15 protein-coding genes are annotated in these 16,475 nt (G+C 37.5%); 11 read left to right on the forward strand and 4 right to left on the reverse strand.

Annotation, left to right across the window (positions count from 1 at the left end; all coding sequences use genetic code 11):
• Positions 1-96: 96 nt before the first annotated feature.
• The 4 genes from MHH42_RS10480 to narI are packed head-to-tail and all read left to right on the forward strand — an operon-like array spanning position 97 to position 6,505.
• Positions 97-3,783, forward strand: coding sequence for a nitrate reductase subunit alpha (locus tag MHH42_RS10480; RefSeq protein ID WP_170958105.1), 3,687 nt, complete (start codon positions 97-99; stop codon positions 3,781-3,783).
• Positions 3,773-5,248 carry a nitrate reductase subunit beta gene (gene narH, locus MHH42_RS10485; RefSeq protein ID WP_000692707.1) on the forward strand — a complete coding sequence of 492 codons (1,476 nt, stop codon included), beginning with the start codon at positions 3,773-3,775 and terminating at the stop codon, positions 5,246-5,248. The genes MHH42_RS10480 and narH overlap by 11 nt, the downstream gene beginning before the upstream one ends.
• Before the next feature lie 19 nt (positions 5,249-5,267).
• On the forward strand, positions 5,268-5,798 hold the full coding sequence (gene narJ / locus MHH42_RS10490; protein WP_033661276.1) for a nitrate reductase molybdenum cofactor assembly chaperone: 531 nt from the start codon (positions 5,268-5,270) through the stop codon (positions 5,796-5,798).
• A 17-nt stretch (positions 5,799-5,815) separates the two neighbouring features.
• The gene (narI, locus tag MHH42_RS10495; protein ID WP_000969188.1) at positions 5,816-6,505 is read left to right on the forward strand and encodes a respiratory nitrate reductase subunit gamma; all 690 of its coding nucleotides are present in this window, start codon (positions 5,816-5,818) and stop codon (positions 6,503-6,505) included.
• 142 nt (positions 6,506-6,647) lie between these two features.
• On the opposite strand, the gene MHH42_RS10500 is transcribed toward narI, so the two are convergent.
• A complete protein-coding gene (locus tag MHH42_RS10500) occupies positions 6,648-7,340 on the reverse strand; it encodes a Crp/Fnr family transcriptional regulator (RefSeq protein ID WP_000013862.1) in 693 nt (230 codons plus the stop codon).
• Positions 7,341-7,719: 379 nt separating this feature from the next.
• Between MHH42_RS10500 and moaA the strand changes: the two genes are divergently transcribed.
• The 7 genes from moaA (at position 7,720) to MHH42_RS10535 (ending at position 13,650) form a co-directional block, all read left to right on the forward strand.
• Positions 7,720-8,733, forward strand: a complete 1,014-nt coding sequence (moaA, locus tag MHH42_RS10505) for a GTP 3',8-cyclase MoaA (protein ID WP_340893329.1) — start codon at positions 7,720-7,722, stop codon at positions 8,731-8,733.
• A gap of 17 nt (positions 8,734-8,750) precedes the next feature.
• The gene (locus MHH42_RS10510; protein WP_340893330.1) at positions 8,751-9,764 is read left to right on the forward strand and encodes a molybdopterin-synthase adenylyltransferase MoeB; all 1,014 of its coding nucleotides are present in this window, start codon (positions 8,751-8,753) and stop codon (positions 9,762-9,764) included.
• Between the two features lie 42 nt (positions 9,765-9,806).
• Positions 9,807-11,096 (forward strand): molybdopterin molybdotransferase MoeA, encoded by a 1,290-nt coding sequence (locus MHH42_RS10515; RefSeq protein WP_340893333.1) that lies wholly within the window; start codon positions 9,807-9,809, stop codon positions 11,094-11,096.
• 44 nt (positions 11,097-11,140) lie between these two features.
• Positions 11,141-11,611 (forward strand): molybdenum cofactor biosynthesis protein MoaE, encoded by a 471-nt coding sequence (locus tag MHH42_RS10520; protein ID WP_097954732.1) that lies wholly within the window; start codon positions 11,141-11,143, stop codon positions 11,609-11,611.
• Positions 11,608-11,841: a molybdopterin converting factor subunit 1 gene (gene moaD, locus MHH42_RS10525; protein ID WP_000573668.1), complete on the forward strand. Its 234-nt coding sequence runs from the start codon at positions 11,608-11,610 to the stop codon at positions 11,839-11,841. Before MHH42_RS10520 ends, moaD begins: the two co-directional genes overlap by 4 nt.
• Positions 11,842-11,921: 80 nt before the next feature.
• The gene (gene narK, locus MHH42_RS10530; RefSeq protein WP_340893336.1) at positions 11,922-13,091 is read left to right on the forward strand and encodes a nitrate transporter NarK; all 1,170 of its coding nucleotides are present in this window, start codon (positions 11,922-11,924) and stop codon (positions 13,089-13,091) included.
• Positions 13,092-13,146: 55 nt separating this feature from the next.
• Positions 13,147-13,650: an STAS/SEC14 domain-containing protein gene (locus tag MHH42_RS10535; RefSeq protein ID WP_371399468.1), complete on the forward strand. Its 504-nt coding sequence runs from the start codon at positions 13,147-13,149 to the stop codon at positions 13,648-13,650.
• A 190-nt stretch (positions 13,651-13,840) separates the two neighbouring features.
• On the opposite strand, the gene MHH42_RS10540 is transcribed toward MHH42_RS10535, so the two are convergent.
• Genes MHH42_RS10540 through MHH42_RS10550 form a run of 3 tightly spaced genes read right to left on the reverse strand, consistent with a single transcriptional unit; the run spans position 13,841 to position 16,438 of the window.
• The gene (locus MHH42_RS10540; RefSeq protein WP_087969093.1) at positions 13,841-14,314 is read right to left on the reverse strand and encodes a precorrin-2 dehydrogenase; all 474 of its coding nucleotides are present in this window, start codon (positions 14,312-14,314) and stop codon (positions 13,841-13,843) included.
• Positions 14,307-15,017: a sirohydrochlorin chelatase gene (locus tag MHH42_RS10545; RefSeq protein WP_000676483.1), complete on the reverse strand. Its 711-nt coding sequence runs from the start codon at positions 15,015-15,017 to the stop codon at positions 14,307-14,309. Before MHH42_RS10545 ends, MHH42_RS10540 begins: the two co-directional genes overlap by 8 nt.
• Positions 15,014-16,438 carry a uroporphyrin-III C-methyltransferase gene (locus MHH42_RS10550; RefSeq protein WP_340893341.1) on the reverse strand — a complete coding sequence of 475 codons (1,425 nt, stop codon included), beginning with the start codon at positions 16,436-16,438 and terminating at the stop codon, positions 15,014-15,016. Before MHH42_RS10550 ends, MHH42_RS10545 begins: the two co-directional genes overlap by 4 nt.
• Positions 16,439-16,475: the final 37 nt, after the last annotated feature.

Consider the following 16,475-nt stretch of genomic DNA (forward strand, 5'->3'; position numbering starts at 1 on the left):
ATGACAATCTCTTGAACTGTGCGAAATGTCACATCTGTATTTTACAACCTCTTTTATAGTAAGGGTATGTAAGAGAGACGTATTAAAGGAGTGAACATGATGAAGAAAAAACCTTCAGCACTAATGAGACGTTTAAAATATTTTTCACCAATAGATCGTTATAACGATAATCATACACAAGAAACATATGAAGATCGTGAATGGGAAAATGTGTACAGAAAACGCTGGCAGCATGATAAAGTAATTCGTTCTACACACGGCGTGAACTGCACTGGTTCATGTAGTTGGAACATTTATGTAAAAGATGGAATTGTAACTTGGGAAGGGCAGGAGCTTAACTATCCAACGACAGGTCCTGATATGCCGGATTTTGAACCACGAGGATGTCCGCGTGGAGCAAGTTTTTCTTGGTACATTTATAGTCCACTTCGTGTGAAATATCCGTATGTACGTGGTGTTCTTTGGAGTATGTGGCAAGAAGAATTACAAAATAATGATTCACCACTAGATGCTTGGAAAAGTATTGTGGAAAACCCTGAAAAAGCACGTAAGTATAAGCAGGCGCGTGGTAAAGGTGGATTTATTCGTGCGAATTGGGATGAAGTATTACAACTCGTTTCTGCTTCGTTACTTTACACAATCATTAAATACGGCCCAGACCGAAATGTTGGTTTTTCACCAATTCCAGCTATGTCGATGTTAAGTCATGCAGCGGGTAGCCGCTTTATGCAACTTATGGGCGGGCCGATGCTTAGCTTCTATGATTGGTACGCGGATTTACCACCAGCTTCTCCACAAATTTGGGGTGATCAAACAGATGTACCAGAAAGTAGCGATTGGTATAACTCTGGTTACATTATGACATGGGGTTCAAATGTACCGATGACGAGAACGCCAGATGCACACTTTTTAGCCGAAGTTCGATATAAAGGAACGAAAGTTGTTTCTGTCAGTCCTGACTTCGCTGAGTCTACAAAATTTGCGGATGATTGGATTAGTGTGAAACAAGGTACAGACGGTGCACTTGCGATGGCAATGGGGCATGTGATTTTACAAGAATTTTACGTAGATAATCAAGTGGAATACTTCACAAAGTATGCGAAGCAATATACTGATTTTCCTTTCTTTGTCACATTGAAACAAAAAGGAGATCAATTCGTCGCTGATCGTTTCTTAAATGCTACTGATATTGGACGAGAAACAAAGTTAGGAGAATGGAAGCCTGTTCTTTGGAACGAGAACACGAAAGATTTTGCAACACCTCACGGCACAATGGGGTCACGTTGGGATAATGAAAAGAAATGGAACTTGCGTTTAGAAGATGAACAAACAGGTGAAAAGATTGATCCACGTCTTTCTTTACTTGGAATGGAAGACGCTGTGGGAACGGTACAAATTCCGTACTTCTCAGATGATGGAAATAAAGTATTGGAACGTACAATTCCAGTGAAAAAAATTATGACAGAAGAAGGCGAAGTGTTCGTTACAACTGTATACGACTTAACGTTGGCAAATTACGGTGTGAACCGAGGGCTCGGCGGACAAGAGCCGAAAGACTTCAATGATGATGTACCATTTACACCTGCATGGCAAGAGAAAATGACAGGAGTGAAACGAGAGCTTATTATTCAAATTGCTCGTGAGTTTGCACAAAACGCAGTTGATACGGATGGGCGCTCGATGATTATTGTAGGGGCCGGTATTAACCATTGGTTTAATTCTGATACGATTTATCGCGCAGTTTTAAACCTTGTTCTTCTCGTTGGAGCACAAGGCGTAAACGGTGGCGGTTGGGCGCATTATGTCGGTCAAGAAAAATTACGACCAGCAGAAGGATGGCAAACAATCGCGATGGCAAAAGATTGGCAAGGGCCACCGAAATTACAAAATGGTACATCTTTCTTCTATTTCGTAACAGATCAATGGCGTTATGAAGATACACCGGTTGGACATTTAGCATCACCAATTGAGGGCAACTCTCGTTATCAACATCACGGTGATTACAACGTATTAGCGGCACGACTTGGCTGGTTACCTTCTTATCCAACATTCGAGAAAAATGGAATTGAATTATATAAAGAAGCTGTTGCTGCTGGTGCAACAACGCAAGAAGAAATCGGAAAATACGTTGCACAAAAACTAAAAGAAAAAGAACTAAAATTTGCGATTGAAGATCCAGATAATAAAAACAACTTCCCGCGCAACTTATTCGTATGGCGTGCCAACTTAATTTCAAGTTCTGGTAAAGGCCACGAATATTTCTTAAAACATTTATTAGGCACAACAAATGGATTAATGAATGACGATAGTGATTCGTTGCGACCAGAAGAAATTAAGTGGCATGAAGAAGCACCAGAAGGGAAGCTTGATCTACTCATTAATTTAGATTTCCGTATGGCTGGAACAGCGCTCTATTCTGACATCGTCTTACCTGCTTCGACTTGGTATGAAAAGCATGATTTAAGCAGTACGGATATGCATCCATTTGTACATCCATTTAATCCAGCAATCGGTTCACCGTGGGAAGCACGCTCTGATTGGGATATTTTCACCGCTCTTTCTAAAGCTGTGTCAGATTTAGCGAAGAAAATCGACCTTGAACCAATGAAAGAAGTCGTTGCAACACCACTTCTTCACGATACACCGCAAGAATTAGCGCAACCACTTGGCAAGATTAAAGACTGGAGTAAAGGTGAGTGTGAACCAATACCGGGTAAAACGATGCCACAAATTCATGTTGTCGAAAGGGATTATAAAACGATTTATGACAAGATGACTGCACTAGGACCAAATGCTGGAAAACAACCAATTGGTACGAAAGGTATTTCTTGGTCAGCAGAAAAAGAGTATGAGCAATTAAAGAGCAAATTAGGAGTTGTTCGAACGGATTCTATTGCGAAAGGTTGCCCAGACATAAAAGAAGCAATCAATGCTGCTGAGGCGGTATTAACGCTTTCTTCGACAACAAACGGTCATATGGCTGTAAAAGCATGGGAAGCACTTGAAAAACAAACGGATTTAAAACTGCGTGATTTAGCAGAAGAACGTGAAGAAGAATGCTTCACATTCGAACAAATTACAGCACAGCCGAAAACAGTAATTACTTCTCCAGCCTTTACAGGTTCTGAAAAAGGTGGACGCCGTTATTCACCATTTACAACAAATGTGGAACGTCTTATTCCTTGGAGAACGATAACGGGTCGACAATCTTTCTACTTAGATCATGACATGATGAAAGAATTCGGTGAAACGATGGCAACATTTAAACCAATTCTGCAACATAAACCGTTCCGAAAATCACGTCCCGAAGTAGAAGGAAAAGAAATTACACTAAACTATTTAACACCGCATAATAAGTGGTCGATTCATAGTATGTACTTCGATTCATTACCGATGTTAACGCTATTTAGAGGTGGTCCAACTGTTTGGATGAATAAAGATGATGCGAATGAAGCTGGCGTCGCAGATAATGATTGGATCGAGTGCTTTAACCGTAACGGTGTTGTTGTAGCACGTGCTGTCGTAACGCACCGTATACCGAGAGGGATGGCATTTATGCACCATGCACAAGATCGCCACATTAACGTGCCTGGTACGAAATTAACAAGCACCCGCGGGGGAACACATAATAGTCCAACCCGTATTCATGTTAAACCAACACATATGATTGGTGGATATGGCCAATTAAGCTATGGATTTAACTACTATGGTCCGACTGGGAATCAGCGTGACTTAAATGTTGTAATTCGTAAACTGAAGGAGGTAGATTGGCTTGAAGATTAAAGCACAAGTCGGAATGGTAATGAACCTAGATAAATGCATCGGCTGCCATACTTGTAGCGTAACATGCAAAAACACCTGGACAAATCGTCCAGGTGCTGAATATATGTACTTCAATAACGTAGAAACGAAACCTGGAATTGGTTATCCGAAACAATGGGAAGATCAAGAGAAATATAAAGGCGGCTGGGAATTGAGAAATGGTGAAATTCAGCTGAAATCAGGTTCGAAAATGAAACGCCTTATGAATATTTTCCACAATCCAGATCAACCAACCATCGACGATTACTTTGAACCTTGGAACTATGATTATGAAACATTAACAAATAGCCCGCAGCGTAAGCATCAACCAGTTGCTCGTCCGAAATCAGCAATTACAGGCGAATTTATCGACAAAATTGAATGGGGTCCAAACTGGGAAGATGATTTAGCTGGTGGACATATAACAGGATTGCAAGATCCGAACGTAAAGAAAATGGAAGAAGAAATTAAAACAGATTTTGAAAATGTCTTTATGATGTATTTACCACGCATATGCGAACATTGTATGAATCCATCTTGCGTATCTTCTTGTCCATCTGGTGCGATGTATAAACGTGAAGAAGATGGGATTGTTCTTGTGGATCAAAATGCATGTCGTGCTTGGAGGTTCTGCGTATCTTCTTGTCCATATAAAAAAGTGTATTTTAACTGGCAAACGAATAAAGCAGAAAAATGTACAATGTGTTTCCCGCGTATTGAAGCTGGTATGCCAACGATTTGTTCGGAAACATGTGTAGGGCGTATCAGGTATATTGGGGTAATGCTATATGACGCTGACAAAGTGAAAGAAGCAGCTTCTGTTGAAGATGAAAAAGATTTATATGAATCTCAGCTTACTGTTTTCCTAGATCCAAATGATCCAGAAGTAGCAGCTGAAGCGAAAAAACAAGGCATTCCTGAAGAATGGATTAAAGCAGCACAAGAGTCACCGATCTATAAAATGATTATCGATTGGAAAATTGCTCTGCCTCTTCATCCAGAGTACCGTACAATGCCAATGGTTTGGTATATCCCACCGCTTAGCCCGATTATGAATATGGTGGAAGGGAAAGGAAGTAACTGGCAAGCAGAAGAGATTTTCCCTGCTATCGATAATATGCGTATTCCAATTCAATATTTAGCGAACCTACTCACTGCAGGAGATGAATCCCACATTCGTCTTACGTTGAAAAAAATGGCTGTCATGCGGACGCATATGAGAGCATTGCAAATTAATAAAGAACCAAATGAAGCAGTATTAAAAGAAATTGGTTTAACGAAACAGGATGTAGAAGATATGTATCGTCTTCTTGCTATCGCGAAATATAAAGATCGCTTCGTCATTCCGGGCACTCACCGTGAACAAGTTGCTGATTTATATAGTGAACAAGGAAGCTGTGGTTTATCCTTCGCAGGTGGGCCAGGGTCTTGCATGACAATTTCTTAAATAAAGGGGGCGGAAAATGATGAAACAAAGTTTACAAACTGCTTTTTCTTGTTCTTCTTTTCTTCTCTCCTATCCGGAACTTGGGTGGGGAGAAGCTTTAACTGAAGTACAAGAAGAGATTGAAGCAATTGAACAAGAAGACGTTAAAGCAGCACTTACAGCGTTTATAAAACAAGCACTAGATAAAACGAACGATCAATTAATTGATCGTTACGTATATACATTTGATTTTGGTAAAAAGACAAATATGTATTTAACTTATATGAACACAGGTGAACAAAGAGAAAGAGGTATTGAATTATTAGAGTTAAAACAGCATTATAAAAAATCTGGTTTTGAAGTAACAGATAAAGAACTACCGGATTATTTACCGCTTTTGCTTGAGTTTTTTGCAAATGCAAATGAGCAAGATAGTGAGCCAATTATGAGTAAATACAAGGAAAATATACAAGCATTGCACGTTCAATTAAAAGAAGCTGATAGTATGTATGAACCAATTCTTGCAGCTATTCTCCTCGCTATCGATACATGGGGTGTACAGACAAATTAGAAAGGAGAGTTGTCAAAATGATGGATCAATTTCTATGGGTGTTGTTTCCCTATATCATTTTTGCAATCTTTATCGGTGGACATATTTTCAGATACAACTATGATCAATTTGGATGGACATCAAAATCTAGTGAACTATTAGAGAAGAAAATGCTCCGGGCCGGAAGTCTATTATTCCACTTTGGGATCATGTTCGTAATTGGCGGTCATGTTATGGGGATTTTAATTCCAGAGTCCGTATACCGTTCAATAGGTATTTCTGAACATATGTATCATGTAGTAGCAATTAGTTTCGGACTTCCGGCAGGTGTTGCTTCTATCATCGGTTTAATTATATTAACGTATCGCCGTGTAACCGTAAAACGCATCATTGCAACGAGTACAACGGGAGATTATATTGCGCTTATTTTATTACTTATCGTTATGCTGGCAGGACTTTCCTCAACATTTTTAAATATCGACTCAAAAGGGTTTGATTATCGTACAACGATCGGTCCTTGGTTCCGAAGTCTCTTTATTTTCCAACCGAAAGTTGAATATATGATGGAAGTGCCTGTATGGTTTAAAATTCATATTATTGCAGCGATGGGTCTATTCGCAGTATGGCCGTTCACTAGACTTGTACATGTATTTAGTGCTCCAATTAAATACTTAAGCCGTAGTTATGTAATTTACAGAAGACGTATTCCTAATGAATTGAAAAAATAATAACGCTTTGAACAAATAGCAGCTAAAACGAAACGAGGTCTAATATGGAAGGCCTCGTTTTTATTAATATAGGGGAATAACCGTGTACGTTATAATGAAAAAGTAACGTAATATGAAAAAAGATTAGCATCTAAATAAGATGCTAATCAATGCTACAAACAGAGGTAGAACAATCTTCACAAGCAATTTCACATTTTAAAAATTGTAAATCATGAATTGTAATCTTTCCTTTAGTAATAGAAATCGTACCCTTTTTTTTCAAATCATTTAACATTCGATTTACGCTTTCACGGGAAGTTGCACAGAAGTTCGCAAGTTCTTGATTCGTTAATGGTAAATCGATGAGAATACCATTTTCCTTTAACACACCATAACTATTTGTCATTCGTATGAGAGTAGAATACAGGGCACCTTTTTTGCCGTGTAATACTAAATCGCGGAACTTCGTTTGCATTCTTCTTAAATGTTCACTAATCCATTTCATAAATTCAAATACAAGTGCGGGTTTTTGGAGTAATGCTTTTTCTAAGGTTTCACGCTTTATTACTCCTACTTCAACATCTTCAAGGCATTTTGAATTTAATAAATACTTCGCATTGTCCGTGAATAATGTTAATTCGCCAATAATGTCGTATGCCGAACAAATACGGAGTGTTAATTCTTGTCCGTCAGCACTTAGTTTACTAATTTGTACTTTTCCTGAGTGGATGATATAGAGTTCTGTTGCTTCCATACCTTCTTGAAAAATAAAACTTCCTTTTTTTATCTGCATTTTATATTCAACAGATGCAAGTAATTCCTTTAAATCTTGAGATAATGTCATACTGTTTGCCACAGCGATCACCTTTCTTCTTATAAGCAATACATTTCCTATTTTGAGTGTAAGTATGATGAAAATGCAAGAGCTATTTAAAAAAAAAGTGAAATTTCAATGACCGTACGGGAAAATAAATTAATATGTTTTAAGAGTTAATGGAAGTAAAGGGGTAAATGAGTATAAGTTTTTAGTTGAAAAGATAACCAAAAAAAATTCAATATGTAAAGTAGATGAGACTAAAGATGTGAACAAAATTCGAACGGATTTGTGAAGAATTTTTGAATGGGGAAAGTAATGTGAGAAAAGTCACATTGAATATGTAGCTTCTTTTTTATAATAAAGGCAAATAAAAAATATGAAACCTACTAAGGATTGCAGTAGAAAAGAAGGGATATAGATGCACGAGAAGATGAGGGATTCGTTAGAGCGGCCACTTCAAGATTTACGTATTTCAGTTATTGATCGTTGTAATTTTAGGTGTACATACTGTATGCCAGCCGAAGTGTTCGGATCTGATTATGCTTTTTTACAGGAAGAGTTTTTATTAACATTCGATGAAATAGAAAGATTAGCTAGATTATTTATAAGTATGGGAGTCAATAAAATTAGACTTACTGGCGGTGAACCTTTATTGCGTAAAGATTTACCAAAGTTAATTGCAAGGCTTGCAAAGCTAGAAGGCTTAACAGATATTGGACTCACAACAAACGGTATTCATTTAGCAAAACAAGCTAAGGCGCTAAAAGTTGCGGGATTAAAACGTGTAAATATTAGTTTAGATGCGATAGAGGATCACGTTTTCAAAAAAATAAATGGCCGAAATGTAAGCACAAAACCTGTATTGAAAGGGATTGAAGCAGCGAAGGCAGCTGGATTAGAAGTGAAAGTAAATATGGTCGTAAAAAAAGGGATGAATGATAGTCAAATTCTTCCTATGGCTCAGTATTTTAAAGAACAAGAAATTCAGCTACGTTTTATCGAGTTTATGGATGTGGGCAGTACGAACGGCTGGAACTTTGAACAAGTCATTACGAAGGAACAATTAATAGAAAAAATTAATCGTGTATATCCGATTGAGCCCGCCCAGCCTCGTTACTTTGGAGAAGTAGCTAAAGTGTATCGATATGTAGGGAGCGATGCAGAAGTTGGCTTTATTACTTCTGTTTCTGAGTCATTTTGTTCTTCTTGTACGAGAGCTCGTATTTCGGCAGACGGAAAGTTTTTTACATGCCTATTTGGAATGAAAGGAACGGATTTGCGAACGCTTCTTCGAGAAAATATTTCTGATGCATCACTATTAAAAATTCTACAACATACATGGGAGTTTAGAAAAGATCGGTATTCAGATGAAAGAACAGCAGAAAGTGCAAATAAACGTCCAAAAGTAGAAATGTCTTACATTGGTGGATAACGAAAGGAGGGTTCCCTATGCAAGAGCGTTATTCAAGGCAAGTATTGTTTTCTGGAATTGGTGAAATGGGACAAAGAAAAATAAAAGAAAAGCATGTGCTCCTAATCGGTGCGGGTGCACTAGGAGCTGCGAATGCAGAAGCGCTCGTTAGGATGGGAATTGGGAAATTGACAATTGCTGACCGTGACTACGTTGAATGGAGTAATTTACAAAGACAACAGTTATATACAGAAGAAGATGCACAGCAGTGTAAACCGAAAGCAATTGCAGCGGCAGAGCATTTAAGAAAAATTAATTCTGAAGTAGAAATTGTACCTGTTGTAACGGATGTTACAATGCAAGAAATGGAAGAGTTAACAAAAGAAGCAGATCTTATAGTAGATGCGACTGATAATTTTGATACGCGCCTACTTATAAATGATATTTCACAAAAAGAAAATATACCTTGGATATACGGTGGATGCATTGGAAGTTACGGCGTAACGTATACGATTCTTCCTGGAGAAACACCATGTTTTCGCTGCTTAATGGATCATCCTATGGGCGGTGCAACATGCGATACAGCCGGAATCATTCAGCCAGCGGTACAAATGGTTGTTGCTCACCAAGTAACAGAAGCGATGAAAATATTGGTGGATGATTTTGAGGCGTTAAGAGGAACAATGTTATCATTTGATATTTGGAACAATCAATATCTCTCATTAAAAGTAAATAGGCAGAAAAAAAGTACATGTCCATCTTGTGGGAATGTACGCACGTATCCAAGTTTAACATTTGAAGCACAGATGAAAACGGAAGTGCTATGCGGGCGGAATACAGTTCAAATCCGTCCAGGAATAAAAATAATTCTTAATTTAGAAGAAATTCAAAAGCGCTTACAAAAAAGTGTGAATGTCAAAAAAACTCCATATTTACTATCCTTTCTAGTAGATGAATATCGTTTTGTGTTATTTACAGACGGCAGAGCGTTTATTCATGGGACTAATGATATGAAAATGGCAAAACGGTTATACGCAAAATATATAGGATGAACAGAAAGAGAGTTTCTTCTTATCAAAACGAGGTGAAAAAGAATGTTAGAAAAACGTACACCAATCTCAGTGGCAGAAGCAGTTGCACGTGTAATGGAATATGCCTATCAAGGTGAAATGGAAAAGGTTTCTCTTACCGAAAGTTACGGAAGAATCCTCGGAGAAGATGTTGTTGCAGATCATGATGTTCCGCATTTTGATCGCTCTCCGTACGACGGATTTGCGATTCGAGCAGAAGATACAAAAGAAGCAAGTAGCAGTAACCCAATTCAGTTTGAAGTGATAGGTGAAATTGGAGCAGGTTTTGTTTTTAAAGAGGAAGTAAAAGCATTTCAAGCTGTACGTATTATGACAGGAGCCGCAATTCCAGCGGGATGTAATGCTGTTGTTATGTTAGAACTAACGGAAGGGTTTGAAGAAAACAAAAAGACTTATATGAAATTAAAACGCTCTTTCACTTCTGGTGATAACATTTCTTTTCAAGGAGAAGATGTAAAACAAAATGCCATACTTGTGAAAAAAGGGACTTCTATTAACCCTGGAGTAGCGGCATTGCTTGCTACGTTTGGTTATAGTTCCGTGCATGTTGTAAGACAACCGGTTATTGGAATTGTAACGACAGGGAGTGAACTACTTGAAGTACATGAACAACTGAAAGAAGGGAAGATTCGAAATAGTAACTCCTATATGATCGCTGCTCAAATTGAACGAGCGGGCGGAGTTGTACAGTATTATGGACAATTCGCTGACGATTTTGAGACGTGTTATAACATTGTAAAAAAAGCGATAAAAGAAGTTGATATATTAATTACAACTGGTGGCGTTTCAGTAGGAGACTATGACTATTTACCTGCTATTTATGAGAGATTACAAGCAAATGTACTTTTCAATAAAATAGCGATGCGACCAGGAAGTGTGACAACTGTCGCTGAGCTAGAAGGAAAATTATTATTTGGTCTATCTGGTAATCCTTCTGCTTGTTATGTCGGATGTGAATTATATGTTCGACCAGTCATTGGAACATACTTGCACAGGAAAGATTCGCACTTATATCGAGCAGAAGCAATTTTACAGAAAGACTTTCCGAAAGCAAATCCGTTTACTCGTTTTGTAAGAGGGAATGTAGAATTTGTAGATGGCCAATTACAAGTTACACCAGTCGGTTTAGATAAATCTAGCGCAATTTCTTCACTTGCAGAAGCGAATGCATGTATCGTTCTGCCGGGAGGAACGAGAGGATTTGAAGCAGGAATAACCGTTTCGGTACTGTTATTAGAATCAAACGCCGGAAGTGAGTGGCCGTGGGAAGAGCCGCTTCGATCATACAAGTAACAGAAAAATAGATTGCTAATTTATACAAAGATAAGAGGTGCAAGATGACACATACGTATTATGAAGTAATTGATACTCCTATTTCAATTGAAGATGTTACAAGTAAAGTAATTCGCCGTGAGTGCGGTGCGGTTACTACTTTTATTGGTACTGTCAGAGAATTTACGAAAGGACGTCGCACGCTTTATTTAGAGTATGTAGCTTATAAGACAATGGCGGAAAAACAGCTTGAGAAAATTGGTGCTGAAGTAGAAGCGAAGTGGCCTGGGACATATATGGCAATTACACATCGCATTGGTACATTACAAATTTCTGATCTTGCTGTTGTTGTTGCTGTTTCTACACCACACCGGAAAGCGGCCTATGAGGCGAATGAATATATTATGCAGCGTATAAAACAAATTGTTCCGATTTGGAAGAAAGAGTTTTGGGAAGATGGTGAGTCGTGGATAGGGGATCAGTTAGAGAAGATAGCATATGGTAATGGCGAGCCTGAAAAGGAGATGAGAACATGATTGAAGTACTATTATTTGCACATTTGCAAGAAGAAGCAAGTAAGTCGGTCTTGCAAATAGATTGTGAAAATATTTCAGTTTCTGAACTAAAGGAAGTTCTGATTAAGAAATACAATGTAGCAATTTCAAACGAGATAATGGTCGCCGTAAATGAAGAATACGCAAATGAGGATGACATCATTCAAACTGGCGATGTCGTAGCAATGATTCCGCCAGTAAGTGGTGGTTGATTCTTTTCAGCCTAATCATGTTAGGACGTGATTAGGCTCGAGAGAATGAATATAACTATGCATACATAGGAGGGAACAGGATGAAAAGTCCTAATTTTCAATTAAGTTTACAAACTTCTAATCTAGTTATCGGTTTTATGGTATGGGTCATTTTATCATCATTAATGCCCTATATTAAAGCAGATATTCCATTAACTGCGGGACAAATTTCTATGGTAACAGCAGTACCGGTTATTTTAGGTTCTATTCTTCGCATTCCAATTGGTTATTGGACGAATCGTTACGGAGCAAGAAAATTATTCTTTATTAGTTTTATTCTTTTATTATTCCCTGTCTTTTACATTAGTGTTGCCAATTCTATGATGGATTTAATTATTGGTGGCTTATTTGTAGGGATTGGTGGTGCTGTATTCTCTGTAGGAGTAACTTCTTTACCAAAGTACTTTCCAAAAGAGAGCCACGGTTTTGTAAATGGTATTTACGGAGTGGGTAACGCTGGAACAGCAATTACTTCATTTTTAGCACCTGTTATTGCAACTTCAGTTGGCTGGAGAACGACAGTACAGTGTTATTTAATTTTACTTGCAGCATTTGCACTTATGAACTTTTTATTAGGCGATCATAAAGAAAAAAAGGTGAATACACCATTAATGGAACAAATAAAAGGTGTATATAAAAATGAAAAACTTTGGTTTTTATGTATCTTTTACTTTTTAACATTCGGATCATTTGTTGCATTTACAGTATACTTACCAAACTTTTTAGTATCTCACTTCGGATTAGAGAAAGTAGATGCAGGTATGCGGACAGCTGGCTTCATCGTATTAGCAACAATTATACGCCCGATTGGTGGTTGGCTCGGTGATAAATTTAATCCATTTAAAATATTAATCTTCGTATTTATCGGTTTAACACTTTCAGGTATTATCCTATCATTTATGCCAAGCATGAACGTATACACATTTGGTTGCTTACTAGTCGCATTTTGTGCAGGTATTGGCAATGGTACAATCTTCAAGCTTGTGCCAATGTACTTCTCTGAGCAAGCAGGGATTGTAAATGGTGTTGTGTCAGCTTTAGGCGGACTAGGAGGGTTCTTCCCGCCATTAATTTTAACATTACTATTCCAACTGACAGGTCATTATGCAATCGGATTTATGGCGTTATCAGAAGTAGCGCTTGCTTGTTTAATCATTACAGTGTGGATGTATAGCCAAGAGAAGCTGTTAGTAATGTTAAAGAATAATTAATAGAGAAAAAGGGTGCCTAGTAGAGGCATCCTTTTTTCTACTTAAACAAACAAGAATGAATTGTCTTATGTATAACAAGGGCCTTTTCGTAAATAATGTTGTTTTATTACTTAAGAATTTTATCTTTATTGATTTTATAAGAATTTCCCGCATAATTGTAACAAAGGGAGATGATTCCAAGTTGAGTAAACAGAATATCAGCACAACAGTTTCAGGAGATTTGATTGTTACCCATCTAATTGGTCAGATTAAAACAGAGGATGTGTATGAATGGTTTAATGATTTTGAGCAGGTTTGTCAGCAATTTATTTCTGAGGGGCGGAAATACAAATTATTGGTAGATAGAAAAGGATACACGCCAAATCATTTTTCTGTTCAAAAAGTATGGAAGGATAAGTTCTTCAATGAAACCATTTTGAATCATAGTAAGGCAATTGCATTTCTTCTTGAAGAAGGGGAGATACTGAATTATTTACAACAATCCAATACGAAAGAATCTGTGAAATTTTTTGATGATTATGAACAAGCGCTAATTTGGTTGAATGAATATCCAATGTAAAAAATGAATTGAAAGAGTTGCTCGTAATGTTGCAGTTATCATAACATTTACTTGTTTACAAGTTGCCGACACCATTCATTTTCTTCGCAGATTGCTTGTGCAGTTTCAAAAAAGAAACCAAAACAAAAAGAACAAACGCTTCTAAAAAACGTTTGTCCAAAGGTAATTACTATTTTAGCTAAGAAATAGATTATAATTTGTGTGTACGAGAAAGTTTTTTTATAAGATTAGGAAGGACAGAGGTTAACTCTAGTTTCAAACGCTTCGTAAACGATGGATCCTTACCTGAAGTTGAAATCGTTATAACATATTCATCATTTCGAATGACGCCAGGTGTGTGAAACGATGATTCTGTACCATCACTTACAACGTTAACCCACTGAAAATCATGGGCGGCCTGTTTGACCATCATATTTATAGCATGATGATTTGTAGCTGCATAAATAAGATGAGCATCTTTAATGTCATCATTACTAAAAGTTTTTTGCTTCCAAGTAATATAAGGAAGTTCTTTCATTTCCTCGCAAATCTCTGGGCTAATAACGGTGACGAAAGCGCCTGTATCTTTTAATCCAGACGCTTTTCGATATGCGATTTTACCTCCACCAATGATAACGACCACTTTATTATGTAGATTAAACATTAGAGGGTACATGCTATACATACACACATTCCTCCATTCGCTCTAATAATGCCAACTTCATATATGTATCAAACTTCAGGCAGTTACAAGTCGTAACGTGATCGTATTTTTTTGTATGCAATTTGATTTTTTGAAGCAATAATCCGGTAAAGAGAAGGTACGGCATGACATATACATGGGATGCGGCCGATGTTATAGTCTTGAGCTCAGCAGTAAAAGAGGGAGTTCCTTTCGTTAAAAAGGAGCACGATACTGGCATACTGAGTTTTCGTTCGACAGCTGCTCCGATTTGTTGTAACTCATGTATCGGCTGGGGGTCACTACTGCCTCTTCCTACGAGTAAAATACTACTACCTTGCATTGGAATAGTTTCACGTATTCTTTTCGCTACAAGTTCAACCATATGTGGATGCGTACTAAAAGGTGGTACAACTGAAAATGTTATATGTGGGTATTTCTTTTGTATTTGTTCTATTTCAAGAGGAATATCACGTTTATAGTGAGCTGCTGCAAATAATAAAACAGGTACAATCATTATTTCAGTTGCTCCCTCTAGTATTGTTTCTGTAACTGCATCCGAAATGGTAGGTGTTGTTAGTTCTAGAAAAGCTATTTTTTGAATTCTTTCGTTACGTTCTTTCATGACAGATTGAATAAAGCGAATAAATTGTTCATTGCCTTCTTGCAGGCGACTACCGTGTCCAACATATACAATTCCTTTCATCGTAGCACCAAATCTTTCTTCATAATAATGTCTTGTAATTGCTCATCTACATTATGTAATCCGACTTTATTCGCATAGTGTAAAGTTGGAACGTCGGTATACGAGAAGGGAAGAGTAAGAATATCAATAAAACCAAGTCGTTTTATGTCTGATAAAAAAGTATCAATTGAGGCACGCCCTTCAAACACAATGCTATCCCATGAGAATTCAGAAAGTATACGAGAATGAACTTCATCGAAACGATGATCAATTGTATACTCATGAGTCATCATATAGGAGCCAGCACCAATTTTCTCTTGAATAAAAGCAATTCGGTTAATATTTCTGCCTAAATAAACAGTTGTATCGGAAGAGAACTTTGCTTGTTTACTTAGTAGCCCATATTGCATAAGTTTTTCTTGAGTGGCAACATTCATGTGCTGCAGCTCTGCCTGTAAGGAACGAATATCTTTCTGGTATTTACTACATGCTTGCATCAAGATTTCTACACTTTCAGCTGAACAAAAAACAAGGCGATCAACGTTAAAAATTTCATTGATTTGTTCAAGTGTTAATGTATATTCTTCCTTTTTGAAAGTTGGAATTTGATATATTTCTGCACCGATTTCTTGTAACCTATGCTTCATTACACTTGTTTTATTTGTTGCAGATGCAAATAAAACTTTTTTACCATGTAATGGTTTACGTTCTTTCCAAGCGATTTGATTACGTAAGGAAACGACATCACCAACAATCGTCATGGAAGGGTTAGAAATATTTTCGGTTTTGACGTTATGAACAATGGTTGCTAGAGTCCCTGTGACAACGCGCTGTTTCCCAGTTGTACCCCATTCAATGACTGCTACGGGTGTATCTTCTTTTTTTCCTGCTTGTAGTAAGTTTTCACAAATGGTAGGTAAGTTTTTTATACCCATGTAGTAGGCGATTGTGTCGCTATTGTGGGATGAATTATATTTTCCATAATCGGTCAAAGGACCTTTTGCATGTCCAGTTAGTAAAGTGACGCTATTACTGTAGTTACGGTGGGTGAGGGGGATACCTGCATAGCTACTAGCGGCGATGCTAGATGTAATACCTGGTACAATTTCATACGGAATGTTCGCAGATGCTAAAGTTTCTGCTTCTTCACCAACACGACCAAAAATAGAGGGATCTCCACCTTTTAAGCGTACAACGATTTTTCCTTCTTTCGCAAATTGAAGGAGGTGGGCGTTAATCATTTCTTGTCGCATAGTATGATTTTTCGGCATTTTTCCGCAATAAATAAGTTCGCATGTTTCTTTCGTATAATGAAGAAAGCTAGGATTTAATAAGCGGTCATATAAGACGATATCTGCACGTTTTAAGCAGTCTATCGCTTTTTTTGTAATAAGCCCTTCATCACCTGGTCCTGCACCAACTAAATATACATATCCGTTCATAATCGCACCTCATCTATTTTTATTTAAAAGGAAGCCA

Source organism: Bacillus sp. FSL L8-0099 (assembly GCF_038006385.1).
Classification (GTDB): Bacteria; Bacillota; Bacilli; order Bacillales; family Bacillaceae_G; genus Bacillus_A; species Bacillus_A toyonensis.

Excerpts from the sequence above, each read along its gene's own strand:
- MHH42_RS10480 (WP_170958105.1), top strand. The coding sequence starts at position 97 with ATGATGAAGAAAAAACCTTCAGCACTAATGAGACGTTTAAAATATTTT.
- narJ (WP_033661276.1), top strand. The coding sequence starts at position 5,268 with ATGAAACAAAGTTTACAAACTGCTTTTTCTTGTTCTTCTTTTCTTCTC.
- narI (WP_000969188.1), top strand. The coding sequence starts at position 5,816 with ATGATGGATCAATTTCTATGGGTGTTGTTTCCCTATATCATTTTTGCA.
- moaA (WP_340893329.1), top strand. The coding sequence starts at position 7,720 with ATGCACGAGAAGATGAGGGATTCGTTAGAGCGGCCACTTCAAGATTTA.
- MHH42_RS10510 (WP_340893330.1), top strand. The coding sequence starts at position 8,751 with ATGCAAGAGCGTTATTCAAGGCAAGTATTGTTTTCTGGAATTGGTGAA.
- MHH42_RS10515 (WP_340893333.1), top strand. The coding sequence starts at position 9,807 with ATGTTAGAAAAACGTACACCAATCTCAGTGGCAGAAGCAGTTGCACGT.
- MHH42_RS10520 (WP_097954732.1), top strand. The coding sequence starts at position 11,141 with ATGACACATACGTATTATGAAGTAATTGATACTCCTATTTCAATTGAA.
- moaD (WP_000573668.1), top strand. The coding sequence starts at position 11,608 with ATGATTGAAGTACTATTATTTGCACATTTGCAAGAAGAAGCAAGTAAG.
- narK (WP_340893336.1), top strand. The coding sequence starts at position 11,922 with ATGAAAAGTCCTAATTTTCAATTAAGTTTACAAACTTCTAATCTAGTT.
- MHH42_RS10535 (WP_371399468.1), top strand. The coding sequence starts at position 13,147 with ATGAATTGTCTTATGTATAACAAGGGCCTTTTCGTAAATAATGTTGTT.
- MHH42_RS10540 (WP_087969093.1), bottom strand. The coding sequence starts at position 14,314 with ATGTATAGCATGTACCCTCTAATGTTTAATCTACATAATAAAGTGGTC.
- MHH42_RS10545 (WP_000676483.1), bottom strand. The coding sequence starts at position 15,017 with ATGAAAGGAATTGTATATGTTGGACACGGTAGTCGCCTGCAAGAAGGC.
- MHH42_RS10550 (WP_340893341.1), bottom strand. The coding sequence starts at position 16,438 with ATGAACGGATATGTATATTTAGTTGGTGCAGGACCAGGTGATGAAGGG.